The 23,100-nt window shown below is 69.6% G+C and carries 22 protein-coding genes and 1 pseudogene; 14 read left to right on the top strand and 9 right to left on the bottom strand.

Going from position 1 to position 23,100, the window contains the following annotated elements:
* Positions 1–69: 69 nt before the first annotated feature.
* Positions 70–1,134, top strand: a complete 1,065-nt coding sequence (locus tag EAO78_RS11545; RefSeq protein ID WP_122105992.1) for a Gfo/Idh/MocA family protein — start codon at positions 70–72, stop codon at positions 1,132–1,134.
* Positions 1,135–1,207: 73 nt separating this feature from the next.
* A complete protein-coding gene (locus EAO78_RS11550; protein ID WP_122106089.1) occupies positions 1,208–2,398 on the top strand; it encodes a DUF418 domain-containing protein in 1,191 nt (396 codons plus the stop codon).
* On the opposite strand, the gene EAO78_RS11555 is transcribed toward EAO78_RS11550, so the two are convergent.
* The 4 genes and pseudogenes from EAO78_RS11555 to EAO78_RS18190 all read right to left on the bottom strand — a co-directional run.
* A complete protein-coding gene (locus EAO78_RS11555) occupies positions 2,370–3,152 on the bottom strand; it encodes a fumarylacetoacetate hydrolase family protein (RefSeq protein ID WP_379748609.1) in 783 nt (260 codons plus the stop codon). The two genes, EAO78_RS11550 and EAO78_RS11555, sit on opposite strands and share 29 nt — an antisense overlap.
* A 98-nt stretch (positions 3,153–3,250) precedes the next feature.
* Positions 3,251–3,664: a hypothetical protein gene (locus EAO78_RS11560; protein WP_122105993.1), complete on the bottom strand. Its 414-nt coding sequence runs from the start codon at positions 3,662–3,664 to the stop codon at positions 3,251–3,253.
* Positions 3,664–4,002, bottom strand: a complete 339-nt coding sequence (locus EAO78_RS18185) for a hypothetical protein (RefSeq protein ID WP_203227877.1) — start codon at positions 4,000–4,002, stop codon at positions 3,664–3,666. Before EAO78_RS18185 ends, EAO78_RS11560 begins: the two co-directional genes overlap by 1 nt.
* A 3-nt stretch (positions 4,003–4,005) precedes the next feature.
* A pseudogene (locus tag EAO78_RS18190) lies at positions 4,006–4,281 on the bottom strand (ubiquitin-like small modifier protein 1); the annotation flags it as partial.
* Positions 4,282–4,718: 437 nt separating this feature from the next.
* On the opposite strand from EAO78_RS18190, the gene EAO78_RS11570 reads away from it, so the two are divergent.
* The 4 genes from EAO78_RS11570 to EAO78_RS11585 all read left to right on the top strand — a co-directional run bounded on the left by EAO78_RS11570 (position 4,719) and on the right by EAO78_RS11585 (position 9,759).
* Positions 4,719–5,807 carry a putative sulfate/molybdate transporter gene (locus EAO78_RS11570; protein WP_238987680.1) on the top strand — a complete coding sequence of 363 codons (1,089 nt, stop codon included), beginning with the start codon at positions 4,719–4,721 and terminating at the stop codon, positions 5,805–5,807.
* Positions 5,808–5,883: 76 nt separating this feature from the next.
* Positions 5,884–7,362 carry a CoA-acylating methylmalonate-semialdehyde dehydrogenase gene (locus tag EAO78_RS11575; RefSeq protein ID WP_122105996.1) on the top strand — a complete coding sequence of 493 codons (1,479 nt, stop codon included), beginning with the start codon at positions 5,884–5,886 and terminating at the stop codon, positions 7,360–7,362.
* Positions 7,363–7,403: 41 nt separating this feature from the next.
* Positions 7,404–9,281 carry a CocE/NonD family hydrolase gene (locus EAO78_RS11580; protein ID WP_122105997.1) on the top strand — a complete coding sequence of 626 codons (1,878 nt, stop codon included), beginning with the start codon at positions 7,404–7,406 and terminating at the stop codon, positions 9,279–9,281.
* A gap of 4 nt (positions 9,282–9,285) precedes the next feature.
* Positions 9,286–9,759: a DUF7124 domain-containing protein gene (locus tag EAO78_RS11585; protein WP_122105998.1), complete on the top strand. Its 474-nt coding sequence runs from the start codon at positions 9,286–9,288 to the stop codon at positions 9,757–9,759.
* 51 nt (positions 9,760–9,810) lie between these two features.
* Here EAO78_RS11585 and EAO78_RS11590 read toward each other — a convergent pair whose 3' ends face one another.
* A complete protein-coding gene (locus tag EAO78_RS11590; protein ID WP_122105999.1) occupies positions 9,811–10,773 on the bottom strand; it encodes a DUF7260 family protein in 963 nt (320 codons plus the stop codon).
* A 163-nt stretch (positions 10,774–10,936) separates the two neighbouring features.
* Here EAO78_RS11590 and EAO78_RS11595 point away from each other — a divergent pair, with 163 nt between their 5' ends.
* Positions 10,937–11,902 carry a VOC family protein gene (locus tag EAO78_RS11595; protein WP_122106000.1) on the top strand — a complete coding sequence of 322 codons (966 nt, stop codon included), beginning with the start codon at positions 10,937–10,939 and terminating at the stop codon, positions 11,900–11,902.
* Positions 11,899–12,648 (top strand): alpha/beta hydrolase, encoded by a 750-nt coding sequence (locus EAO78_RS11600; RefSeq protein ID WP_122106001.1) that lies wholly within the window; start codon positions 11,899–11,901, stop codon positions 12,646–12,648. Before EAO78_RS11595 ends, EAO78_RS11600 begins: the two co-directional genes overlap by 4 nt.
* 12 nt (positions 12,649–12,660) lie before the next feature.
* On the opposite strand, the gene EAO78_RS11605 is transcribed toward EAO78_RS11600, so the two are convergent.
* Positions 12,661–13,503, bottom strand: a complete 843-nt coding sequence (locus EAO78_RS11605) for an eIF2B alpha/beta/delta subunit family protein (RefSeq protein WP_122106002.1) — start codon at positions 13,501–13,503, stop codon at positions 12,661–12,663.
* 95 nt (positions 13,504–13,598) lie between these two features.
* On the opposite strand from EAO78_RS11605, the gene EAO78_RS11610 reads away from it, so the two are divergent.
* From EAO78_RS11610 to EAO78_RS11635, 6 genes are all read left to right on the top strand, one after another.
* Positions 13,599–14,837 (top strand): aminotransferase-like domain-containing protein, encoded by a 1,239-nt coding sequence (locus EAO78_RS11610; RefSeq protein WP_122106003.1) that lies wholly within the window; start codon positions 13,599–13,601, stop codon positions 14,835–14,837.
* Positions 14,838–14,883: 46 nt separating this feature from the next.
* Positions 14,884–15,288, top strand: coding sequence for a hypothetical protein (locus EAO78_RS11615; RefSeq protein ID WP_122106004.1), 405 nt, complete (start codon positions 14,884–14,886; stop codon positions 15,286–15,288).
* Between the two features lie 68 nt (positions 15,289–15,356).
* On the top strand, positions 15,357–16,295 hold the full coding sequence (gene mch / locus EAO78_RS11620; protein ID WP_122106005.1) for a methenyltetrahydromethanopterin cyclohydrolase: 939 nt from the start codon (positions 15,357–15,359) through the stop codon (positions 16,293–16,295).
* Positions 16,295–16,837 (top strand): hypothetical protein, encoded by a 543-nt coding sequence (locus EAO78_RS11625; RefSeq protein WP_122106006.1) that lies wholly within the window; start codon positions 16,295–16,297, stop codon positions 16,835–16,837. The genes mch and EAO78_RS11625 overlap by 1 nt, the downstream gene beginning before the upstream one ends.
* 90 nt (positions 16,838–16,927) lie before the next feature.
* A complete protein-coding gene (locus EAO78_RS11630; RefSeq protein WP_122106007.1) occupies positions 16,928–18,133 on the top strand; it encodes a potassium channel family protein in 1,206 nt (401 codons plus the stop codon).
* The gene (locus EAO78_RS11635) at positions 18,130–18,459 is read left to right on the top strand and encodes a nuclear transport factor 2 family protein (protein ID WP_203227873.1); all 330 of its coding nucleotides are present in this window, start codon (positions 18,130–18,132) and stop codon (positions 18,457–18,459) included. The genes EAO78_RS11630 and EAO78_RS11635 overlap by 4 nt, the downstream gene beginning before the upstream one ends.
* A 38-nt stretch (positions 18,460–18,497) precedes the next feature.
* Here the strand turns inward: EAO78_RS11635 and arcS are convergent, their stop codons facing one another.
* The 3 genes from arcS to EAO78_RS11650 form a co-directional block, all read right to left on the bottom strand.
* The gene (gene arcS, locus EAO78_RS11640) at positions 18,498–20,336 is read right to left on the bottom strand and encodes an archaeosine synthase subunit alpha (protein WP_122106008.1); all 1,839 of its coding nucleotides are present in this window, start codon (positions 20,334–20,336) and stop codon (positions 18,498–18,500) included.
* A gap of 81 nt (positions 20,337–20,417) precedes the next feature.
* A complete protein-coding gene (gene idsA3, locus EAO78_RS11645) occupies positions 20,418–21,464 on the bottom strand; it encodes a geranylfarnesyl diphosphate synthase (protein ID WP_122106009.1) in 1,047 nt (348 codons plus the stop codon).
* A complete protein-coding gene (locus EAO78_RS11650; protein WP_122106010.1) occupies positions 21,461–22,813 on the bottom strand; it encodes a ribonuclease J in 1,353 nt (450 codons plus the stop codon). Before EAO78_RS11650 ends, idsA3 begins: the two co-directional genes overlap by 4 nt.
* Between the last annotated feature and the right edge of the window lie 287 nt (positions 22,814–23,100).

Genomic DNA, 23,100 nt, shown 5'->3' on the forward strand with positions numbered 1-23,100 from the left:
ACGTCGGGGAGCGACCCGGTTTCTCGATGGAGCGTGAATCTTAACAACACCCGTTGTGAATTCCGGGACATGACCAGCGCCAACGACGTCGCCGTCGGGATCGTCGGCCTCGGCGGGATCGGCACCCACCACGCGAGACAGTTCCTCGATCGGGACGCGAACCTCGTCGGCGGGATGGACATCGACGCGGACGCCCGACGCCGCTTCCACGAGGAGTTCGGGGTTCACGCCTACGAGGAGGCGACGGACCTCTACGACGACTGCGAGGCCGTCCTGATCACCACGCCGAACCGGTTCCACGAGGAGTACGCGACGGGGGCGCTGGAGGCCGGCCTCGACGTGCTCCTGGAGAAGCCGCTCGCACACACCCTCGAGAGCGCGGAACGCATCGCCGACGCCGCGGCCGACGCGGAGGGGTTCTGTATGGTCGGGTTCAACAACCGGTTCCGGAAGCCGGTACAGGTGATCAAACACTACCAGGACGAGGGGCGCTTCGGCGAGACGAAACACGTCGAGGCGAACTACGTCCGGCGTCGGGGCGTGCCGGGTCGCGGCTCCTGGTTCACCTCGAAGGCGGTCGCCGGCGGCGGCGCGCTCATCGACATCGGCGTCCACGCCATCGACCTGGCGCTGTACTTCCTCGACCACCCCGAGATCGTCGAGGTCACCGGCGAGACGCGCTCGGAGTTCGGCGGTCGCGACGACTACGCGTACATCGACACGTGGGGGGAAGACGAGGGACCGGAGGGGTTCGACGTCGACGACTCCGCCTCGGCGTTCGTTCGGGGAGCCGACGGCAGCACCGTCTCGCTGGAGGTCGCGTGGGCCACGAACCGACCGACGACGGACGAGTTCGTGATCCGGGGCAGCGAGGCGGGCGCGACGTTCGACCGCGGCCGGGACGAACTCACGCTCCACGAGGCGAGCGTCGGCGGCGGGCACCACCTCTCGGACACCGAAGTGGAGACTCGCGACGACAACAGCCACGGGGCCGAACAGGACGTCTTCCTCGAGGCCGTCGCGGCGGGCGAGCCCCCCGCGATCAACACGGTCGAGGAGGGACTGGCCGTCCAGCACGTGATCGACGCGATCTATCGCTCCTCCCAGACCGGCCGCGCGGTCCGACTCGATTGAACGGGAGAGCGCGGAGCGGCTTCCGACCGGATCACGAACCTATTCGTCGCTGTAGTCCGTGGACCCGCGTATCGTGAGCGACTCGCCCGGACCGACGCCGCCCTCCGAACGCATCGTCAGCCTCGACGCGCTCCGCGGCGTGGCCGTCCTCGGCATCCTCGTGATCAACGTTCGGGTCTTCTCGATGCCCGAGACGACGCTTCTCAACCCCACGGTTTTCGGCGATTTCACCGGGGCGAACTACTGGGCGTGGCTCGTCGGCCACGTCCTCGCCGAACAGAAGTTCATCACCCTCTTCTCGGCGCTGTTCGGGGCGGGAATGGTCCTCTTCATCGAGAGCAAGGAGCGGAAGGACCAGCCCGCCATGCCGCTTCACTACCGGCGGACCGCCTGGCTGATCGCCATCGGCCTGGCACACGCGTACCTGCTCTGGTACGGGGACATCCTCGTCGCCTACGGCTTCTGCGGACTGGCGCTCGTCTTCGCGTACGACTGGGAGCCGCGGGCGCTGGCCGGACTCGCACTGGTCTTCCTGCTCGTCACGCCCCTGCTGGAGGTGTTCGCGGGCCTCACCGTCGGCGGCGAGGCGATCGCGGGCCAGTGGGCTCCCGCGGAGTCCGCGCTGCGCGCGGAGGTCGAGACCTACCGGAGCGGCTGGCTCGCCCAGTTCGACCACCGCGCCCCGACGTCCTTCGAGCGGCAGACGGTCGGCTTCCTCGGCGGGACGTTCTGGCGGGTCGGCGGAACCGTCCTGCTCGGGATGTCGCTGTACAAGCGGGGCGTGTTGACCGGCGAGCGCTCCTCGGCGTTCTACCGCCGGCTCGTCGGCGTCGGGATCGTCGGCGTCGGGATCGTCCTCGCGGGCGTCTGGTACATCGAGGCCAACGACTGGAGCGCGGGCGCGGCGCTGTTCTGGCGGCAGTTCAACTACGTCGGCAGCCTCCTCGTCGCCGGCGGCTACGTCGGGATCGTCACTCTCTACGCACGGTGGCGGCCGGAGGGGCCGGCCACGCGGGCGTTCGCGGCGGTCGGCCGGACCGCGTTCACCAACTACCTGCTCCAGACGGTGGTCGCGACCACCGTCTTCTACGGACACGGACTCGGGCTGTTCGGATCCGTCTCCCGCGTCGAGGCGCTCGGGATGGTCGTCGCCTTCTGGGCGATACAGGTCGCCCTCTCGGTCGCGTGGCTCCGGCGGTACCGGTTCGGTCCCGTCGAGTGGCTCTGGCGGACGCTCACCTACGGCGAGCGTCAGCCGATGTGACCGCGTCCTCCGTCGAGTCCGCCGAGTCCGCCGGGTCCGAGCCGGCCACGACCCGATTCGAGAGGGTTCCGACGCCCTCGTAGGTTATCTCGACGCGCTCGCCCGGCTCGACGAGGCCGGGGTTCGCGGGGCTCCCGAACGCGATACAGTCGCCCGGACGGAGGGTGAACCGCCGGGAGAGATACGAGACGATCTCGTACGGATCGAACAGCATGAGTTCGGTGTTCGCGTCCTGTCGGCGCTCGCCGCCGACCGTCGTGGTCACGTCGATCGCCGTCGGATCGACGTCCGTCTCGATCCAGGGACCGAGCGGGGCGGAGCCGTCGAACGCCTTCCGTGCGGTCCGGCCGCCCTGGTCGAGGGCGTCGAGGTCGTTCATCACCGTGTACCCGCGGACGGCTTCGGGCACGTCCTCGGGATCGAGGTCGCGGCATCGCTCGTCGATCACGGCGACGAGCTCGCCAGCGTAGGTCAGCTCGTCGGTCCACTCGGGATAGCGAACCGACCGACCGTGTGCGAGGAGGCTCGTCGGCGGTTTGATGAAGAAGTCCGGTTCCTCGGGTCGCTCGTACTCCATCTGGTCGAGCGTCTCCGCGTAGTTCCTGCCGACGCAGTAGAGCGCGCCGGGCTCACACGGCGGGAGAAGCCGGCCGTCGCGGCCGACCTCGTATCGGCCGTCCTCGGCGACGACGGCTCCGTCGTCGTATCGACCGGCAACCGGGCCCTCGGGCGTCAACAGGCGAGCGAGTCGCATGCCGATCCGTCCTCGCGCGGGCGAGAAAGGTCCGTCGGTGGAGAGCTCTCACTCGTCCGTCGGTGGAGAGCTCTCACTCGTCCGTCGGTGGGGAGCTCTCACTCCCCTTCCGCGTTCCCGACGCCGATCACGACCGCCGACCGGATCTCGAGGGCGGCCTCGAACTCCGCGCGTCGGTCCGTCGTCGACCCCCACCGCTCGACCGCGGTCTCGTGTGCGCGGGCGACCGCGTCGCGCTCGCGGTCCGACAGGCCCAGACGCGCGCCGATCCCGTCCCAATGGTCGGGCTCGACGAGGAACGTCTCGCGGTCGGGGGCCGCCTCGATCCGCTCGTACCGTCGGCGATAGTCGTCGAGGCGCGGTCCGAGATCGGCCTGGACGGACGAGAGGAGCGTCGGGAGTCGATCGGCGGGGACGCTCGCGAGCGCCGCGGCCTTCAGGAGCGCCGTCCCGTCGATCGGGTGGCCCCCGTCGCCGTTCCCGGTACCGTTTCCGGCGGATCCCGCACCCATCAGCCGCCGGCCCGCATCGCCTTCCGCTCGAACTTCGGGAGCAACTCGTCCAGAACCGACTCCTCGCCCGCGAACGAGACGGTCACCTCCGTGAGCGTGATCGACGCCGCCGCGGTCACCGTCGCCGCGTCGAGCGTCGCGCGCCAGCCCTCGCCGTCCACGCGCGTCGCCGCCGCGGGGTCGTCGGTGCCGACGAGCTCGCCGCCGAGGTTCTCGAGGTAGTGGGCCGCGAGCCGCCGGGAGATCCCGCGATACGCGACCTCGCGGCGGACCCACCCGGGCTCGGTCGTCGGCTCCGGCGGAGCCTCCGCTTCTTCGTCGGCGGCGTCACCCTCGATCGTCCCGCCGGCGACGGGCGGAAAGACGGACAGCCGGTCGCCGTCGGCGAGTTCGGTGTCGAGTCCCTGGAGGTGTAACACCTCACGGCCGTTCTTCAACACGTTGATCTGGGGGGCGAGGTCGCCGTCGACGATCAGCCGACCGTCCATCCCCTCGTACTCCGCTTCCAGCGCGCGAAGTACGTCTCCGACGTCGGAGCCGTCCTCGAACTCGCGGACGACGGTCTTTCCGCCGGCGGCCTCCCGAAACGTCGCGAAGAACCGCAACTCCAGTTCCATACCCACCGATCGGGACGTGGCGGCTTAAAAACGGGCGACACCGGTGGTACCTGTGGGGACGATCCGGCGTGGACGGCCGCGCGTCGGTCCACGCGAACCGATCCGTCGACGAGGGACGTGCGCGGCTCGACGGGAAGTGGACGTGGTGGCTCGGTGGAAACCCGTCGTCACAAGGGGCTCAGTGGGGGTAACTGAATCGTCACTGCCACCACGGATCGGGATACTCGCTAACGACAATAAGTCGTTCGTGATACCTCCAACCCCAGACGGACGCGGACGGGTCGTCGAACGCTTCGGCGTCGAAAAGCGGAGACGAGTCAGTCTCGTCGTTTCCATTCACGGAGCCTTGGTAACCGAAATTGGGCACGTATCTCCGGAGAATAGCTGGATATGGTTTCTGAACAGGTTAATGTCTCTCGACGTTTTCTCCCAGTATAGTGGCGTTTTCAACCGAGTACTGGGACGGGGATTCGGTTGAGTTCTCCATTGATGAGTTCACCGGTGCGATAGGTGATTCGGTTACGGTGTTTCCGGTGGTGGTCGCCATTGCCGCCCTCACGGAGCTCTCGCTGACACGTCTCCTTCTCGGGTTCGCGGCGTTCCAGATCGTCTGGGGGCTCCACTACGGGCTTCCCATCTCCGTCGAGCCGATGAAAGCGCTCGCGGCGCTCGTGATCGCGGGCGCGCTCACGGCGAGTGAACTCGCGGTCGCCGGTCTCCTCGCCGGCGTCGTTCTTCTCGTCGTCGGGTCCACCGGAACGCTCGGTCGGATCGAGCGGTACGTGGGCCAACCGGTGATCCGAGGCGTTCAACTCGGAGTCGGGCTCATCCTTCTCGAAACCGGTATTCGATTGAGTCTCGACGGGCTGACGCTCGCACTCGTCTCGATGGGCGTCGCGGCGGTCGTGATCCTCGCGGGCTACCGGAAGGCGAGCGCACTCGTCGTTCTCTGCGTCGGCGTCGTCTTTACCGTCACTCGGGTCGGCGTCCCGACGCCGCAGCTTCCCGCGTTTACCGTGGGTCTTCCGAGCCCTTCGTCCGTCTCCGTGGCGGCGCTCGAAGGGACGGTCGCGCAACTCGCCATGACGGTCGGCAACGCCGCCGTCGCCACCTCGTTGCTGCTCTCGGACTACTACGACGCGGACGTCTCCGCCGACGAGCTCTCCACGAGCATGGGCGTGATGAACCTGGTCGCCGTCCCGCTCGGGGCGATGCCGATGTGCCACGGGAGCGGGGGTGTCGCCGGAAAGTACGCCTTCGGTGCGCGAACCGCCGGATCGAACGTCGTTCTCGGCGCGATCTACGCGATCGCCGCCGTACTGGCGGTCGGTATCGTGTCGGCGTTCCCCCTGCCGATGCTCGGCGTCGTCCTCGGGCTGATCGCCGTCGAGCTCGGACGAGCGGGCCTCGACACGGATCACCTGCCGCTCACGATCGGGATCGGGTTGCTCGGTGTGGTAACCAATATCGGCGTTGCGTTCGTGGCGGGTGCTCTGGGGTACCTTCTCTTCGAACACGGGTCGTAGGCACTCTCGGTGACACGACCGGCGGAGGATCCCTCCGAAAGGACTTACCGAAGGGGCGAGAATCGTCGCCCGAGAGATGGCACTCGATACCACACCACCGTGGGGGGACGTGCGGAACTACGTCGACGGCTCCTGGCGGGCGCCGACCGGAACCGACGGGCAGGACGTGGTCGATCCGGGAACCGGAGAGACGCTCACGCGCGTCGGATTCAGCGCCGAGGAGGACGTCGACGCGGCCGTCCGGGCGGGACGGGACGCGTTCGACGAGTGGTCGCGAACGCCCGTCGAGGCCCGCATCCAGCCGCTCTTCGAGCTCAAGCGACTCCTCGAGGAGCATCAAGACGAGCTCGCGGAGGTGTTGGTCCGCGAACACGGCAAGACGCTCGCGGAGGCCCGTGGCGAGCTTCGCCGCGGCATCGAGAACGTCGAGGTCGCCTGCGGCATTCCCTCGATGATGCAGGCGGGCCACCTGCCGAACGCCGCGCCGGACATCGACGAGACCGCGGTCCGCAAGCCGCTCGGCGTCTTCGCGGCGATCACCCCGTTCAACTTCCCCGGAATGATCCCGCTGTGGTTCCTCCCGTACGCGGTCGCGACCGGGAACGCGTTCGTTCTCAAACCCAGCGAGCGCGACCCCGTCGTCGCCGAACGGCTCTTCGAACTGATCGACGAGGCGGGCTTTCCCGACGGGGTCGTCCAGCTCGTCCACGGGAGCGCCGACACGGTGAACGCGATCCTCGACCACGACGGGATCGAGGGCGTCTCGTTCGTCGGCAGCACGCCCGTCGCGAGACACGTCTACGAGCGCGCCGCCGCGAACGGGAAGCGCGTCCAGGCGCAGGGCGGCGCGAAGAACCACGTCGTCGTCACGGAGACCGCCGACCTCGACTTCGCCGCGAAGAAGACCGTCTCCTCGGCGTTCGCGTGCGGCGGAGAGCGCTGTCTCGCGAACGACGTCGTCGTCGTCGAGGCGGACGTCTACGACGAGTTCGTCGACCGCGTCCTGGCGGAGGCGGAGTCCCGAACCGTCGGCTACGGTCTCGACGACGACACCGACATTGGCGCGCTGATCACGCCCGACCACGAGGAGCGCGTCCGCGAGCTGATCGCGAGCGGGATAGACGAGGGGGCGGACCTGCTCTTGGACGGCCGCGACGTCGAGGTCGAGGGCTACGAGGGCGGCAACTTCCTCGGACCGACCGTGTTCGGGGACGTCGAGCCGGAGATGCGGATCGTCAGAGAGGAGATGTTCGGTCCCGTCCTCGGACTGCGGTCGGTCGCCGACCTCGACGAGGCGATCGACGTGGTGAACCGGAGCGACTTCGGCAACGCGGCGAGCCTCTTCACGGCCAGCGGGGGCGACGCCCGGCGGTTCCGCCACGAGGCCGACGTCGGGAACGTCGGCGTGAACGCCGGGACCGCCGCGCCGATGGCGTTCTTCCACTTCGGCGGACGGAAGGACTCCTTCTTCGGCGACCTCCACGCGCAGGGTGACGACATGATCCGCTTTTACACCGACGAGACGGTCTACATCGAGCGCTGGCCGGACGCGTGAGCCGGGGCAAGGTTCAAGATCCTCGTCCGATAGCGTGACGTATGGTATCACCGCCCGAATACGGAGTGACGGTACGCCACGACGCGACGGTGGAGACCCGTGACGGGACCGCGCTCGCGACCGACGTCTATCGCCCGGCCGACCCGGAGACCGGCGAGCCGATCGAGGAGCCGAAGCCGGCCCTGCTCGTGCGAACGCCCTACGACAAGCGCGCCCGCGAGCGCGTCGAGCAGGCGGGTAACTGGTACGCCGAGCGCGGCTACGTCGTCGCGCTTCAGGACGTCCGCGGCCGATACGCGAGCGAGGGCGAGTTCTACCTCCTCGTCAACGAGGCCGAGGACGGCGCGGACACGGTCGAATGGCTCGCCGACCGGCCGTACTGTGACGGCCAGGTCGGGACGATGGGCATCTCCTACATGGCGTGGGTCCAGAACGCGCTGGCGACACAGCGGCCGCGGGGGCTGGCGGCGATGTTCGTCAACCAGGGGGCGGCGAACGCGTGGAAGGCGACGCTGCGACACCACGGGGCCTTCGAGCTGCGGTGGCTCACGTGGTCGCTGACTATCGGCGGCGGGTTCGCGAAGCGCGTCCTCGAGAACGAGGACCTCCGCCGACGGATCGCCGAGGTCGACACGCGCGACATGCTCGCGAACGAACCGGTACTCCCCGGCCAGTCGCCGCTCTCACACCTCCCGAACTACGAGGAGTACGTCCTCGACTTCGCGCGGACCCCCGGCGACGACGAGTTCTGGACGGATCCCAGCATCAACTTCGAGGCGCACTACGACGAGAGCGCCGACGTGCCGACCGTCTACGCCGGCTCGTGGTACGACTCCTACGCGAAGGCGACCTGCGACAACTTCGAGGGGCTCGCGGACCGGAAGGAGAGCGACCACTTCCTGCTCATGGGCGCGTGGACCCACGGCGGGCAGTCGACGTGGACCAAGCCGTACTCGGGCGAGACCGCCTTCGGCGACGCGATGACCCGCGACTACCTCCGGACGAAGCTGCGGTTCTTCGATCACTACCTCAAGGGACGGGACACCTGGGAGGAGCCGCGGGTCCAGTACTTCCGGATGGGATCCGGCGACGGCTCCGCGACCGGGGACGGGCGACTCCGTCACGGCGGCGAGTGGAAGGAGGCGACCGACTGGCCGCTCCCGGACGCCGAGTCCACCGCGTACTACGCGCACGGCGACGGCAGCCTCGCGACCGATCCGCCCGACGACGCCGACTCCTCGACGACCTACGAGTTCGACCCGCGGGACCCGGTCCCGACGCTCGGCGGGAACTGCTCGTCGTACTACACCTTCGAGCCGCGCGAGGAGCGGATCGAGGACCTCCCGCTCGCGGATCGGCCGACCTTGAGCATCACCGGCCGCGGCGGCTACGACCAGCGGACCCGCCCGGACACCTTCGGAGCCGACCCGCCCTACGGGCCGTTGGAGGAGCGGAACGACGTCGTCGTCTTCCGGACGCCGCCGCTGGAGGAGGCCGTCGAGGTCGCGGGCCCGATCCGCGTGCGCCTTCACGCCTCGACCGACGCCCTCGACACCGACTTCACCGCGAAGCTGATCGACGAGCATCCGGCGAGCGAGGAGTTCCCTTCCGGCTTCGCGCTCAACCTCACCGACTCGATCTGTCGGGGTCGCTACCGGAACTACCGCACGGAGCCGGACCTCCTCGACCCCGGCGAGGTGTACGAGTTCGAGCTGGAGCTGTACCCGACGGCGAACCTGTTCAAGCCGGGCCACCGGATCCGGCTCGACGTCTCGTCGTCGAACTACCCGCGATACGACGTCAACCACAACACGGGCGGCGACCTCTACGGCGACCGGGAGTACGAGACCGCGACGAACACGATCCACCACGACGCCGACCGCCCGACGCACGTGGAGCTGCCGATCCGGTCCGGATAGAACCATGTCCGCAGACGACGGAAACGCCGACGGCCGAGGCGACGACGGCCCCGAGGGCGAGATGACGCTCGTCTTCACGCTCTCGGCTGCCCGGTCGCTCGCCGACCCCGCCGCCGCGTTCGCGGACGCGCGCCGGTGGAGCGCGCGCGTCGGGGTCGTCGCCAACGACACGGACGCCGTCGAGGCCTTCCTCGATCGACACGGCCTCGAGAACGACTACGCGCTCCGGGACTGGGACAAGTGGGGGACGCTGGCCGACGTCCGGGAGGCGACCGACACGCCCCGGCACGTGTTCGTCGGGACCTCCCCGGAGGACCGCCGGCTCGCCGAGACGGTCGGCTGGCAGTTCCGCACGGTGCGCGAGGCGGCCGGAAAGGCCGAGTGGGAGCTCGGCGAACGGGAACCGTCCGGGAGCGATGCCGACGCGGGAGTGGTCGAGCGGCTCCGGCGAGCGGTGCTCGACCGCCTCCGGAAGTGATCCACGGTCGATTCGTCGGTCGTCGCGCTGGTGCTGTCGAACACGCGGAACTCAGACGCCGTCCGCGATCCGGCGAGCGACGCGGTCGCGGTCCTCGCGGATCCGGTCGACGAGCGTCGCGACCGACGCCAACACCGGGTGGTCGGGACCGTCCATCGGCTCGTAGAGGTACTCGTAGAAGCCGGCCTCGACGCCGCCGGCGACGCGTTCCGGGGACATCGGTGGGTTCCGAAGCGTCGACTGTCGGTCGTCAGCGAGGTCGTCACACTCCGCCTCGAGGTCGCCGAGCCGCTCCCAGACGTCGATCGAGGCGTCGGCTCGTCTCCCCCGCGGGATCCCCTCGAGATGCTGGTCCAACCGCCTCCGGCGGCGGTCGATCCCCGAGAGGGTCGCGTCGGCGTCGTCGAGCGCGTCGAGTTCGACGCCGATCGCGTCCCCGAGCGACCGCCTCGCGGCCGCCGCCCGGCGGCTCCGGTCGACCAGCGCGGACTGTAACCCCGGCGAGAGCGTCCCGTTCGACGCCAGGGACACGGTGGTGTCCGGGCCGAGCTCCGCCGCGAGGCTCTCGGCGACGCTCTCGTCGTACTCCTCGGTGTAGTGAGGTAACGACATCACGGTGTCCCGGTACGTGTCGAGGACGCGTCTGAGGCGTTTATCGCCGACCGCGCGCTGCCCGGCTCCCCGACGCCTCCCGACCGCCTGGGTGGCGGCGAACGCGGACGGTTCCGTCGTCTCCGCGGGACAGGGATCGAGCGCCGCGACGCGGTCGGCGAACTCCTCGAACGCGTCGTGTTCGTCCATGACGCGGCGGCGTTCGCGGCGGCAGACCGTCTCCGCGTCGCGGACGTACGCGAAGGTGAGGAGCGCGAGCAGCCCCCCGAGCGCGACGGCGGTGACGACGCCGGGGTCGGTCGCCGCCGCCGACAGCTCACACGAGAGGCTCGTGCACTCGGGTTCCAGGGCGGGCTCGCTCGGGATCCGGAAGGCGACGTCGCCGCCCCGATTGACGCTCATAATTTCGTTAACACATCGCACATTCAAAACCGTTTTGGCAGGTGTCACGCGGCATACATCGGATCCCCGGTCCGGACGCGGTCGGGCCGGATCCCGCCGACCGATAGGCGAGTCGCGGACGGCGGGCGACACCGATTTGATCCCCCGCGCCGAACCGCCACGCGTGACCACGCAGACGCCGGGCATCCACCACGTGACCGGGATCGTCGGCGACGCGCAGGCGAGCGTCGACTTCTACGCGGGGACGCTCGGGCTCCGGCTGCTCCGGACGACGGTGAACTACGAGGACCTCCTCCAGTATCACCTCTACTTCGGAACGGGCGCCGGCCGTCCGGGATCGGTCCTCACCGTCTTTCCCGACCCGGAGGGAGTTCCGGGGAGACCCGGGAAGCCGGGGTACGAGTCGGTCTCGCTCGCCGTCCCATCCGGTTCGTCCGAGTACTGGCGCGACCGACTGACCGACCGCGGCGTCGACGTCGACCGGATCCGTCCGGAGGAACGGTTCGGCGACCGTGGACTCCGGGTTTCCGACCCCGCCGGGACCGCGGTCGAACTCCTCGAGACGGACGATTCTGGCGATCCGTGGACCGACGGGCCGGTCCCCGAATCGGCGGCGATCCGGGGACTGTACGGCGCGACCGCGACGCCGACGGACCCGTACGGTGCCGCGAGCGTGCTTGAGACGCTTGGATTCGAATACGAGGCCGAGATGAACGATCGGGTCCGGTACCGCGCGCCGGGCGAGCGGGCGACCGCCGTCGACCTCCTCGATCGGGACGCACCCTATCTTCGCGAGGGCCCCGGCACGCTCCACCACGTCGCGGTGCGGGCCCCGGACCGCGAGGCCCTCCTCGGCTGGCACGACCTGTTCCGCGATCGGGAATACGAGGTCTCACGCGTGAAGGACCGGCACTTCTTTCACTCGCTGTACGTCCGCGGTCCCGGCGGGCTCCTCGTCGAGCTCGCGACGGAGGAGCCGACCCCGGACGGCCCGCGAGGGCCGGGATTCGCCGATCCCGACGCGGACGGCCACGCGACCGACCGCTACCTTCCTGGCCGGTTCGCCGAGGACCGGGACCTGATCGAGGGACAGCTGCCGCCGATCGAGCCGCCGGCGGACGAGGGATGACCCGGACGCTGTCGGAGGTCGAGGGTCCGCACGCCGCCGCCCGGCTCGTCGTCGGGGGCGCGCCCGCCGCGGCCGCCGAGGTCGCGGTCGTGCTCCTTCACGGACGGGGAGGAACCGCGGACGGGATCGTGCGGCTCGCCGACGAGTTCTACCGGCCGGGCGTGACGTTTCTCGCCCCCCAGGCTCGCCGGTCGAACTGGTTCCCGGCGAGCCACGACGCCCCGATCGAGTCCAACGAGTCCGCCCTCTCCTCGGCGGTCGACTGCGTCGCCGGCGCGGTCGCGGCCGCGGGCGACGTGGGGATCCTCCCCGAGCGGACGCTCCTCGTCGGGGTGTCTCAGGGCGGGTGCGTCCTCGCGGCGTTCCTGTGTCGTCGCCCGCGGCGGTTCGGCGGGGCGGTCGTCGCGTCGGCGGCGCTCCCGGGCGACGATCTCGGTACGTGTCGGGTCGCTGACGGCGGGGAGGGCAGGGATGAGGAGGCCGATTGGGACGGGGACGGCGAGGACGACGGTGACGGTGCCGGACGCGGGGCCGACCGCGACGGCCCGCTCTCCGGGACGCCCGTCTCGCTCGAGTCGAGCGAGGCGGACCCGTACGTCTCGTCCACTCGAGTGCGGGAGACGGGTCGGATCCTCGAGGCGGCCGGCGCGGCCGTCTACGTCCGGATCGACTCCGGGTCGGGTCACGGGCTCTCGGACGCGACGCTCTCGCGGATCGGCGACCGGGTCGACTCGCTCGTTCCGTGACGCTCGACGCGCTCACTCCATGACGCCGTCGTCGGTGATCACGGTGTCGATCATCCCGACGGGAGTGGCGTCGTAGCTCGGGTTCTCGATCTCGACGCCCTCGACCGGCTCGCGCATCACTTCCACGGCGTCGCGGAACTCGTTCTCGAACCGGAACTCCTCTATGGTCTTCGCGCCGGATCCGACCGCGGTGACCGGGACGCCGAGCTCGCGGGCGGTCACGACGAGCGGGAACGTCCCGACGCGGTTGTAGTAGGTGCCGCCGGTGATACACGTGATCCCGAGCAGGACGCGGTCGCAGTCGCGGAGCGCGTATCCCATCGCACTGTCGACGACCATCCGCACGTCGACGCGGTCCATCCCGGCCAGCGCGCGCGCCGTCTTCCGGCCGAGGGTCCGCGGGCGCGCCTCGGTCACGTACACCGTCAGGTGTGCCCCCTCGCTGGCGGCGGTCTCGATCGACTCGAGGACGGTCGTGGAGTAGTCGTGGACCAGAAGGGTGTCGCCGTCGACGATCCGCTCGGCGGCGTTGGCCGCGGCGGCCGCCTTCGACGTCTCGACGTCCTCGACGACACGGTCGATCACGTCCTCGAGGAGCTGTTTCGCGCCCTCGACCGTGGTCGGCTCGCCGACGATCGAGCGTTCGACCTCGCGCATCGCGTTGTGCAGCGCGGCGTGCGAGGGGTTCGACCGGCGCAAAACGCCCGCGTTGTGTTCGAGGTCGCGCTCGAACTCGTCGACGGTGATGTACTCGCGGTCGAGCAGTTCCGCGAGCGACTCCGTCGCCTTCACGGCCACCGCGGAGGTGCTGTGGGTCCGCATCGCCCGGATCTCGGCGACCGTCTCGTCGATCATGTCCGGAGAGTCGACGGCCCCGCTAAAAGGGGTTGCGGGGTTTCGTTCCCCCGCCAGCAGGCTTATATCGGAGAACGAACGTGTTCATACACGAAATGAACGAGAGCGACGGGTCGGACGGGTACGCGCACCTGTTCGCCGATCCAGTTCGAGAGACGATGGAAGGTGCCGCCTACGGGACGTGGCGGGCGATCACGGCGCCGGACGCGGTGTCGCTCGCGTTCGGGTTCCCGTACCCGGACGCGTTGCCGAACGGGGCGGTCGGCGACGCCGTCGACACGGTCCTGGAGGTCGACCACGAGGACGCGCTCCAGTACGCCGGCGGCGACTACGCGGACGCGATCACGGAGACGGTCGTCGAACGGACCCGTGCCCGCGGGATCGACTGTTCGGCCGAGGAGGTCCACGTGGCGAACGGCGCGACGCACGCGCTCGATACGGTCGCACAGACCTTCCTCGACCCGGGCGACACCATCGCGGTCGAGGCGCCCACGTTCATGGGCGCGATACGGCTGTTCCGCAACTACGACCCCGACATCGAGGGGTACGCGATGGACGCGAACGGCCTCGACGTCGACGCGTTCGCCGACGACCTCGCGGCCCGCGAGGAGGCGGGCGACCCGCTCCCGAAGCTGCTGTACACGATCCCCGACTTCCAGAACCCGACCGGCGTGACGCTGTCGACGGAGCGTCGCGAGCGGCTCCTCGAGCTGGCGGAGACGTACGACTTCCTGATCGTCGAGGACGACCCGTACGGCCAGCTCCGCTACGAGGGCTCGACGCCGCCGCCGCTCAGGTCGCTCGACGAGGACGGCAGAGTGATCCGGGTCGACACGTTCTCGAAGACGATCGCCCCCGGCATCCGGACGGGCTGGATCGTCGCCGACGAGGCGATAATCAGGGAGCTCGACCGGATCAACGCCGGCGGCGAGAACGTGCTGACGCTGGGGCTCGTCGCCCGCTACTGCGAGGCGATCGATTTCGAGGCGAACCTCGAGGAGCTGTGTGCGGGCTACCGCGAGCGCCGGGACCGCATGCTCGAGACGCTCGAGGAGCGGATGCCGTCGGGGACGAACTGGAGCGAGCCCGAGGGCGGCTTCTTCGTCTGGATCGACTTCCCGGAGGGGATCGACGCGGAGGAGCTGCTCCCGACCGCGGCCGACGAGGGCGTGACGTACCTCCCCGGATCGTACTTCTACCACGACGGCCGCGGGGACGGTCACGCCCGGATCTCGTTCAGCTACGCCGCGCCCGACGAGATCGAGGAGGCGATCGCGGCGCTCGCCCGGGCGACGCGCGCGGAACTGCCGGCCGCCGAGGCCGCCGACGACTGAGGCCGGCCGGCGACGGGTGTTTATTCGTACCGCTCCTCCCGACGGTATGGGTTATCCGGTCACCTACCACTGTCCGCGCTGTGAGACGATCGTCGAGATCGAGCGCGAGGGCTATCTCGCGGACAAGGCGGTGACGCCGTACCCCTTCGAGGGGTGGACGTACGTCGGCCCCGGCGAGCCCTTCGAGGACGACGCGGCCGACGGCGTCCGGTTCGTCTGTGGCGAGAGCGACGAGGTCGTCTGGGACCCGCACGCCGACGGCCGAAAAGGATCTACGGCGTCGACCCCGGGATGTGGCGAACCCTTCTATCTCTCGTTCGTCCGCTACGAGGAGGGTCGAGAGATCGATCCGCGTGCCGAAAGCGAGTTCGTGCGGATCGACCCGGATCCGCGTCCGTCGGGGCCGAAGGGTCCCGACGGTCCGTGCGGTCCCGGCGGCGGCTTCCGGTAACGGCTCGGAGCTCGCACGATCCGGCTCCAACCGGCAAGCCCCTTACGCCCGGACGCGAAAGGGGACGTATGGAGAGCATCAACCGGACCGCGATCGAGCTCGTCGACGAGGCGCTCGACTTCGCGGGCGAGCTCGACGTGGCGGGTTACGAGTTGGAGAACGGGGCGACGGTCGTCGACTTCGGCGTCGAGGCCAACGGCGGGGTCGAGGCCGGCCTGCTGTTGACCGAGATCCAGACGGCCGGACTGGCGAGCGTGAATACCCGCATGGGCGAGGTCGCGGACGCGCCCCGCGGGTACGTCGAGCTGTCGACCGACCACCCCGCAGTCGCGCTGTTGTGTTCACAGAAGGCCGGTTGGGAGCTGGCGTTCGAGAACGGCTTCGAGGGGCTCGGTTCCGGGCCCGCCCGCGCGCTCGTCGGCCAGGAGACGGAGTTCGAGCGGGTCGGCTACTACGACTCCTCGGAGTTCGCCACCCTCACGATCGAGTCCACGTCGCTTCCCGACGAGACGGTCTCCGAGCACGTCGCCGACCTCGCCGAGGTGGACCCCGAGGGCGTCTTCCTCCCGACGTACGCCACCGGCTCCACGGCGGGCTCCGTCTCGACCGCGGCGCGGGCGGCCGAGCTCGCGGTCTTTCGCCTGCTCGAGATCGGCTACGAGCCGACCGACGTGCTCTACGCCTCCGGAAGCGCGCCGATCGCCCCCGTCACCCGCGACGAGGACCTCGCGATGGGCCGGACGAACGACGCGCTGGCGTACGGCGGGGAGGTCCACCTCCAGGTCGCGCGCGACGACGACCGGTTCGACGAGATCGTCTCCACCGTGCGCGACGACTACGGCACCCCGTTCGTCGAGGTGTTCGAGGACGCCGACTGGGACTTCTACGAGGTCCCCGAGAGCGTGTTCGCCCCGGCGAAGGTCACCGTCGACGTGGTCGACGGCCCGGTCTACACGGTCGGCGAGACCGACGAGGAGCTGCTCGCGGAGTCGTTCGGCTACCGCTGATGCGGCTCAAACCGGTCCCCGAGCCGCCGGCGGCGCTCGCGGAGATCGCGGAGTTCCAGCGGGCGGTCCCGCTCGTCCCGGGGAGCACCGACGACTGCTGTGCCCGCCTACGCGACCGACGTGACCTCCCGAACCGCCAGCGCGCGAACGACTGGCTCGCGTTCCTCCGGACGCTCGGGCTCGTCCGGGAGACGCCCCGAGGATTCGTCCGAACCGACGCCGATCCGACGCCCGAACGCGTCCGTGAGGGCCTTCGCGACGGCGTCCTGTTCGTCCCCGAGGCGCTTTCGTTGCTGCGGTCCGCGACGCCGGCGGAGCCGGTGACGGCCGACACGCTCTTCGAGGCGACCCGGGAGTCGGTTCCGCGTCACGACCGTGCGCGCGACGCCGACTGGGAGCGGACCTGGCGCGATCGCGCGGACCGGCTGCTCCGGTGGCTCGCGCTCGTCGCTCTGGCCGCGCCGATCGAAGGCGACGGGCCGAGGTCCGCGGACGGGAACCACGGAGGCTACGTCGCCGGCGGCGCCCTCGAGGACGCGTGAGGCGGACGGGTCCGTCCTCGAGCTTCCGATCCGCATCCCGCGGTTCGACCCCGTGGTAAGCCTTTTGCCCGGAGCCGGAGACGGTTCGGTATGGGACGATTCGACGGGCGACGGCCGCCGGAGACGGTCTCCTACGAGCCCGCGAGCGTGAAGGACCTCCTCGTGGAGATGAAGGACACGGCAGAGCTCCTCATCGACCTCTCGTACTCCGCGGTGCTCCACGGCAGCCCCTCCGTCGCGCGGGAGGTCGTCGAGCTCGAACACCGGATGGACGTCCTCCAGATGCGCGCCCGGATGAGCCTCATGCTCGCCGCCCGCAACCCGAAGGAGGCGGAGACGCTCGCGCCCGTGCTCGGGGTCGTCGGCGCCGCCGACAAGGTGTCCGACGCCGCCGGCGACATCGCGAAGATCGTGCTCGAGGAGATCGGGCTCCCGGACGCGATGCGCGGCGCGCTCACCGAGGGCGTCGAGACGCTCGTCCGCGGCACCGTCGCCGACGACTCCGCCTACCACGGTCGGACGCTGAAGGACATCGACCTGGAGTCCGTGACGGGCGTTCGGGTCATCGCGATCCGCCGGGACGACGACTGGATACTCAATCCCGGACCGAAGACGCGGCTGAAACGCGGGGACGTGACGCTGCTTCGCGGGCCGGAGACCGGCGTCGCGGAGGCGTACCCGACGCTTGCCGGCGAGCCGTTCGAGGCGGACGACCCGGTCGAGCCCGCGATCGACGACCTCGAACGGGCGGTCGACTCCATCGTCCTGATGAAGAACCTCTCGGAGCTCGCCGTCGACCTCGCGTACGGCTCGGTGCTCTTCGACAACGAGGAACTCGCGGAGGAGGTGAGCAACCTGGAGATCGAGGTCGACGCCCTCCAGTCCCGGTTCGAGGCGTGGACCCTCCGGGCCGCGAAGGAGGCCGACGACCCCGTCGCGCTCCGGGGACTCATCCACCTCGGCGTCGCGACCGAGGAGATATCCGACGCCGCCCTCGAGATCACGGAGGGCGTGTTGCGAGACATCGGCGTCCATCCCGTCGTCGAGATGGCCGTCAGGGAGTCCGACGAGATCATCGCCCGCACGCGGGTCGCGCCGGGAAGCGACCTCGTCGGAACGCCGATCGAGGCCGGCGTCCCCGCCACCGAGATAGCCACCAGCGTGCTCGCGATCCGCCGTCCGGACGAGGGCTGGCTCGTCGGGCCCGACCTCGACACGACGATCCGCGCCGGCGACGTGATCATCGCGAAGGGGACGCGGACCTCCGCCGCGGAGTTCGCGGAGCTGGCGTCGTGAGCCGACCGGCCCGCGCCTACTACGAGGCGATAGACGACGGCGACTACGACCGGCTCGCGGACCTCCTCGACCCGGGGTTCGTCCACGAGCGATCCGACCGAACCCTCGAGGGACGCGACCGGTTCGTCGCGTTCATGCGCGACGAGCGGCCGCTGACCGACACCGAACACGTCGTCGACGCGCTCTACGAGAGCGACCCCGGCGTGGCGGTCCGGGGACGGCTCCTCGACGCCGACGGCGAGGAGCTGTTCGCGTTCGTCGACGTCTTCGCGGTCGAGGACGGTCGGCTGGCCGGGCTGAAGACGTACGTGCGGACCGACGGGTAGTTCGCGACCGCCCACCGAAGCGGTTCGGAGCCGTCGGCCTACTTCTCGTCGACGTGGCGTACTTCGCTGGCGACGCCGCGGGTCGAGTCGACCATCTCGGGCCCGGACATCTCCGCGCGGCCGACGGCGAACGCCCTCGGCCCCTCGATGACGACCTCGTCGCCGACGCGGATCCCGTCGTCGGCGTCGACGACCCCCGGCGCGAGCACGGAGCCGTGCGGGACGAACCCGTCGATCTCGACGCGCTTCGTCGGGGCGTCGCTCTCCACCCATCGCCTCGCGCCCGCGAGCGTGAACGAGAGCGTGCCGTACTGCGGGACCATGGTCGCGAGCTGTTCGCCCGGTTCCCCCTCGCGACCGGCGTCGGGGTCGTCGCCCCACACCTGAAGCTTGGGATAGCGACCCGTGGTGCGGATCTCGGCGAAGCCGGAGTCGTTCGTCCCGCCGTTGCCCGACCCGTCAGCCCGTCCGCCGAACACCTCGTCGCCCGCGCCGTCCCCGAGCAGGTAGTCGGCGATCGCACGGACCGTGTTGTGCTCGCGCTCGCGTTTGCTGTAGGCGGGCTCGCCCGACAGCGCCGCGTTCAACTCCCCGAGCGACTCGTCGGTCGTGGGGTGGTCGACACAGGTGTACTCGAAGTCGACGTCGATCCCGGGGTCGGCCTCGACCCGTTCACAGACCTCGCGGTAGCCGTGTTCCGGGACGTGAGCGATGACGCGCGAGTACTCGTTGCGGACCAGGTAGCGGCGGAGCACCTCGGCGACGAAGCCGATCTCGTCCTCGCTCCAGTCGCCGGTCACGACGGCGTCGTAGTGCTGGGCGGGGTAGGTCGTCTCCAGCTCCTGGGGAACGACCCCGATCGGCGAGGTCATCGAGACGGTGTGGCCGCGCCACTTCACGGCGTCGTGGAACTGGCGGTGGCTCTGGGAGTCGCTGTACGGCTTCGTCGCCGAACAGGGAACCAACACCAGCGGCTGGTCGGAAAAGCGGTTGCGGTAGCGGCTCGTCACGCGGTCCGCGAACCGCCGTATCTCGACGCGGTCGAGCGTCTCGGCGGTCGCCGCCGTCACCTCGGCGTCGCGCATCAGCGGCGTCCGTTCCTCGAGGTAGCCCCACTGGTCGTCGAACTCGCGAAACGCGGCGGTGAGCCACTGGTCGTGGCGGGCCTGCCCCTCGAGATAGTCGCGGAGCCGTCCGGACCGGATCCGCTCGCGGACCCGACGAAGCTCGGCGCGGAGCGCGTTCACGTTGTGGTCGGCACAGTCAGCGCAAGTGAACTCCCCGCGGGGCTTCGCGCAGGCCGGGCAGGCACACGGAAGCTCCTCGAGGTCCTCGAGGAAGTGCTCGGCGTCCGCGGTGAGGTACATCCCCTGCGCTCCCTTCGTTCGCGCGAGCGACGCGTCGACGAGGTCGACCCCGACGTACGCGAGCGTCGCGACGTTCAGCGGCGTGGCGACGCCGGCGAGGAGAAGCGCCGTGTCGGCCGGCAGCGCCGACTTCGCAGACAGGATCGCGTCGCGGAACGCCTCGCCGTGGCCGACGAACCCGGACGCGTCCGCGAGGACGTAGGCGTCGGCACCCACGTCACGCGGGGCCTCGGTGTCGACGACCGCGGCGGTCGGCGCGTCGACCGCGGGATGGTCCACCCGGAACGACTCGCGAACCTCCTCGCGGGTCCCCGCGGGGAACGAGCGGTGCGGTAACACGGTGAGCGCGGCCTCGTCCCCCTCGGGCACCTCGCGGTCTGCGGTCCAGAGGCTGCCCGCGTCGACGAGGAAGGGGTCCGCGAGCGCCGGCGTGGTCACGGGATCGGCGAGCCGAAGCTCCCCGATCCGGGCCGCGCCGTCCCGCTCGTGGACCTCGAAGTGGTCGGTCATACGTCCCCTCGCCGGGGAACGCTCAACTCTCTTGTGTTCCGACTCGAGAGGGCGCGGGCCGCGGGAGAAGTGGACCGCGGCTCAGTATCCGCGCGTGATGAGGTAGTCAGCGAGGTCCTCGAGGAGCGCGCGCGAGTCGCTCTCGGGCAACACCTGGAGGTGCTCCTTCGAGCGGGCGGTGAGGTCCGCCGCGGTCTCGCGGGCGTACTCGATCGATCCGGCCTCCTCGAGGACGGCGACCGCCTCGTCGACCTCCGCCTCCGTGACCTCGGCGGGCGTCTCGGCGTCGACGAGCCCGTCGACGTCGACGCCCTCCTGGCGGGCGTGAAGCGTGATCAGCGTCTCCTTTCCCTCGACGAGGTCCGAACCACGCTGTTTGCCCAGCTCCTCGGAGGGGACGGTGAGATCGAGCACGTCGTCCTGGATCTGGAAGGCCCTGCCCGAGTCGATCCCGTACTGATACAGCGCGTCCGAGATCCCGCCGTCCGCACCGAGCAGGACCGCCGCGGTCGAGGCCGCCGTCCCGTACAACACGGCGGTCTTCAACTCGACCATCTCGAGGTACTCCTCGGGGAGGATGTCGTCGCGTGACTCGAAGGCGACGTCGAGCGCCTGTCCCTCGCATATCTCCGTACACGTCGAGGCGAGCAGCCGCATCGCCTCCAGCCCGTCGGCCGGATCCGCGCCGGTCTCGGTCATGATCTCGAACGCCTTCGAGTAGAGCGTGTCGCCGGCGAGGATCGCCGTCGACACGTCGTACTTCTCGTGGACGGCCGGGACGCCGCGCCGCAGGTCGTCCTCGTCCATGATGTCGTCGTGGATCAGCGTGAACGACTGGATCACCTCGATCGAGACGGCCGCGCGCATGACGTCGACGGGCTCGCCGTCGAGCGCGTCGAACTCGCGGAAGTCGGCGCTCATCGGCTCGATCCCGGCGACGGCTTCCGCCGCGAGCGTCGTGACCGTCGGCCGGAGTCGCTTGCCGCCCGCCTCGAGGATGTATCGGGACGCCTCGTAGAGCCGCTCCGGATGCTGGACGGGTAGCTCCTCGTCGATAGCGGCGTTGACCAGATCGCGCCGCTCGCGGATGGCGTCGAGCACCCGCGCCTCCGTCGTCTCGGTCGTCATTCGACTATCTGGACGGTGTTGCCGTTCTGCGTGACGTGGAGGTCACGGCCGAGCTTGTACCCCTGCGACTTGGCGAGGTCCACGTACGGCGACCGGCCCTTGAGGTCCTGGTGGCCGGGGATGACGTGTTGCGGCTGGAGGGTGTCGAGCATCTCGTAGTGGCCCTCCTCGCGGAGGTGACCGGAGACGTGGATGTCGTCGAAGATTCGAGCGCCCTGCATCCGGAGCAGCTGCTCGGACTGGTAGCGCTGTCCCTCGTTGGTCGGCTCCGGAATGATACCCGCGCTGAAGACGACCTTGTCGCCGTCCTCCAGTTCGTAGGGAGTCTCGCCGCGACCCATCCGGGTGAGCATCGCGCGCGGCTCGCCCTGGTGGCCCGTCACGATGGGGAGGAAGTTGCCCTTCCCCTCCTTCATGATCCGCTTGAACGCGCGGTCGACGGACTTCCGGTGGCCGTACATGCCGACGTCGCCCTGGAAGTCGACGAAGTCGAGGCGTTCCGCGGTGCCCGAGTACTTCTCCATCGAGCGGCCGAGTAGAACCGGCTGGCGGCCGATCTCGCGGGCGAACTCGACGAGCGACTTCACCCGAGCGATGTGGGAGGAGAACGTCGTGGCGACGATCCCGCCGGAGTAGTCCTCGACCGACTTGAGCGTGTCGTGGAGGTGCTTGCGCGCGACCGACTCGGAGGGCGTTCGGCCCTTTCGGCCCGCGTTCGTACAGTCCTCGACGTAGCAGAGGACGCCCTCGTCCTGGCGGCCGATCTCGGCGAAGCGGTCCATGTCGATCGGGTCGCCGATGACGGGCGTGTGGTCCATCCGCTTGTCGAGCCCGTAGACGATGGCGCCCTCGGGCGTGTGGATCACCGGGTTGATCGCGTCGATGATCGAGTGGGTGACGTTGACGAACTCCATCTCGACCTGCTCGGAGTCGCCGATGGCCATCGTGCCGCCGGCCTCCATCTTCACGAGGTCGTTGTCGACCTGGAACTTGCCCTCGTCCGCGATCTGCTGTTTGACCAGCTCGATCGTGTACGGGGAGGCGACGACCGGCGCGTCGTACCGGTGTGCGAGCTTCGGGATCGCCGCGATGTGGTCGAGGTGACCGTGCGTCGGGACGATCGCCTGGACGTCGCCCTCCAGGTCGCTCATGATCCGGTCGTCCGGGATCGCGCCCATGTCGATCAGGTCGAGGCTGTGCATCTTCTCGGTCTCCACGTTGTCGTGGATGAGGACCTTACTGAGGTTCAGACCCATGTCGAAGATGACGATGTCCTCGCCCGCACGGACCGCCGTCATCTGTCGACCGACCTCTTCGTATCCGCCGATTGTCGCGATTTCGATTTCCATGGTGTGGTAGTTCGACGCCGTCGTCCGGCGTCTCTCACTGGTTCCCCGCAAAGGAGCCGTCAGCCCCGGCGTCTAACCGCGTGTCGGTGAAGGCCCCGCTACGGCCGAGCCGGCGTCGGCTCACCGTGTCCCGCGGGAGTGTGGTGTTCGCCGATACACCGTGGCGTGTTAAAAACGTCCGGGTTCGACGGCGCAGCGTGGAAACGGAGACCCGGGAACGCGGGTTCGACCGTTCTACGGCCGGGCGAAGGCGTCCGCCTCCCGGTATTTTTAATAGTGCGACGGGA

Origin of the sequence: Halobellus captivus (assembly GCF_003697845.1) — an archaeon.
Lineage (GTDB): Archaea > Halobacteriota > Halobacteria > Halobacteriales > Haloferacaceae > Halorubrum > Halorubrum glutamatedens.

Bases quoted from the DNA above. Each gene is read 5' to 3' on its own strand.
- EAO78_RS11615 (WP_122106004.1), top strand. From the start codon at position 14,884: ATGGGTTATCCGGTCACCTACCACTGTCCGCGCTGTGAGACGATCGTC.
- EAO78_RS11545 (WP_122105992.1), top strand. From the start codon at position 70: ATGACCAGCGCCAACGACGTCGCCGTCGGGATCGTCGGCCTCGGCGGG.
- arcS (WP_122106008.1), bottom strand. From the start codon at position 20,336: ATGACCGACCACTTCGAGGTCCACGAGCGGGACGGCGCGGCCCGGATC.
- EAO78_RS11605 (WP_122106002.1), bottom strand. From the start codon at position 13,503: ATGATCGACGAGACGGTCGCCGAGATCCGGGCGATGCGGACCCACAGC.
- EAO78_RS11555 (WP_379748609.1), bottom strand. From the start codon at position 3,152: ATGCGACTCGCTCGCCTGTTGACGCCCGAGGGCCCGGTTGCCGGTCGA.
- EAO78_RS11575 (WP_122105996.1), top strand. From the start codon at position 5,884: ATGGCACTCGATACCACACCACCGTGGGGGGACGTGCGGAACTACGTC.
- EAO78_RS11625 (WP_122106006.1), top strand. From the start codon at position 16,295: ATGCGGCTCAAACCGGTCCCCGAGCCGCCGGCGGCGCTCGCGGAGATC.
- EAO78_RS11590 (WP_122105999.1), bottom strand. From the start codon at position 10,773: ATGAGCGTCAATCGGGGCGGCGACGTCGCCTTCCGGATCCCGAGCGAG.
- EAO78_RS11600 (WP_122106001.1), top strand. From the start codon at position 11,899: ATGACCCGGACGCTGTCGGAGGTCGAGGGTCCGCACGCCGCCGCCCGG.
- EAO78_RS11630 (WP_122106007.1), top strand. From the start codon at position 16,928: ATGGGACGATTCGACGGGCGACGGCCGCCGGAGACGGTCTCCTACGAG.
- EAO78_RS11610 (WP_122106003.1), top strand. From the start codon at position 13,599: ATGAACGAGAGCGACGGGTCGGACGGGTACGCGCACCTGTTCGCCGAT.
- EAO78_RS11580 (WP_122105997.1), top strand. From the start codon at position 7,404: ATGGTATCACCGCCCGAATACGGAGTGACGGTACGCCACGACGCGACG.
- EAO78_RS11650 (WP_122106010.1), bottom strand. From the start codon at position 22,813: ATGGAAATCGAAATCGCGACAATCGGCGGATACGAAGAGGTCGGTCGA.
- mch (WP_122106005.1), top strand. From the start codon at position 15,357: ATGGAGAGCATCAACCGGACCGCGATCGAGCTCGTCGACGAGGCGCTC.
- EAO78_RS11585 (WP_122105998.1), top strand. From the start codon at position 9,286: ATGTCCGCAGACGACGGAAACGCCGACGGCCGAGGCGACGACGGCCCC.
- EAO78_RS11560 (WP_122105993.1), bottom strand. From the start codon at position 3,664: ATGGGTGCGGGATCCGCCGGAAACGGTACCGGGAACGGCGACGGGGGC.
- idsA3 (WP_122106009.1), bottom strand. From the start codon at position 21,464: ATGACGACCGAGACGACGGAGGCGCGGGTGCTCGACGCCATCCGCGAG.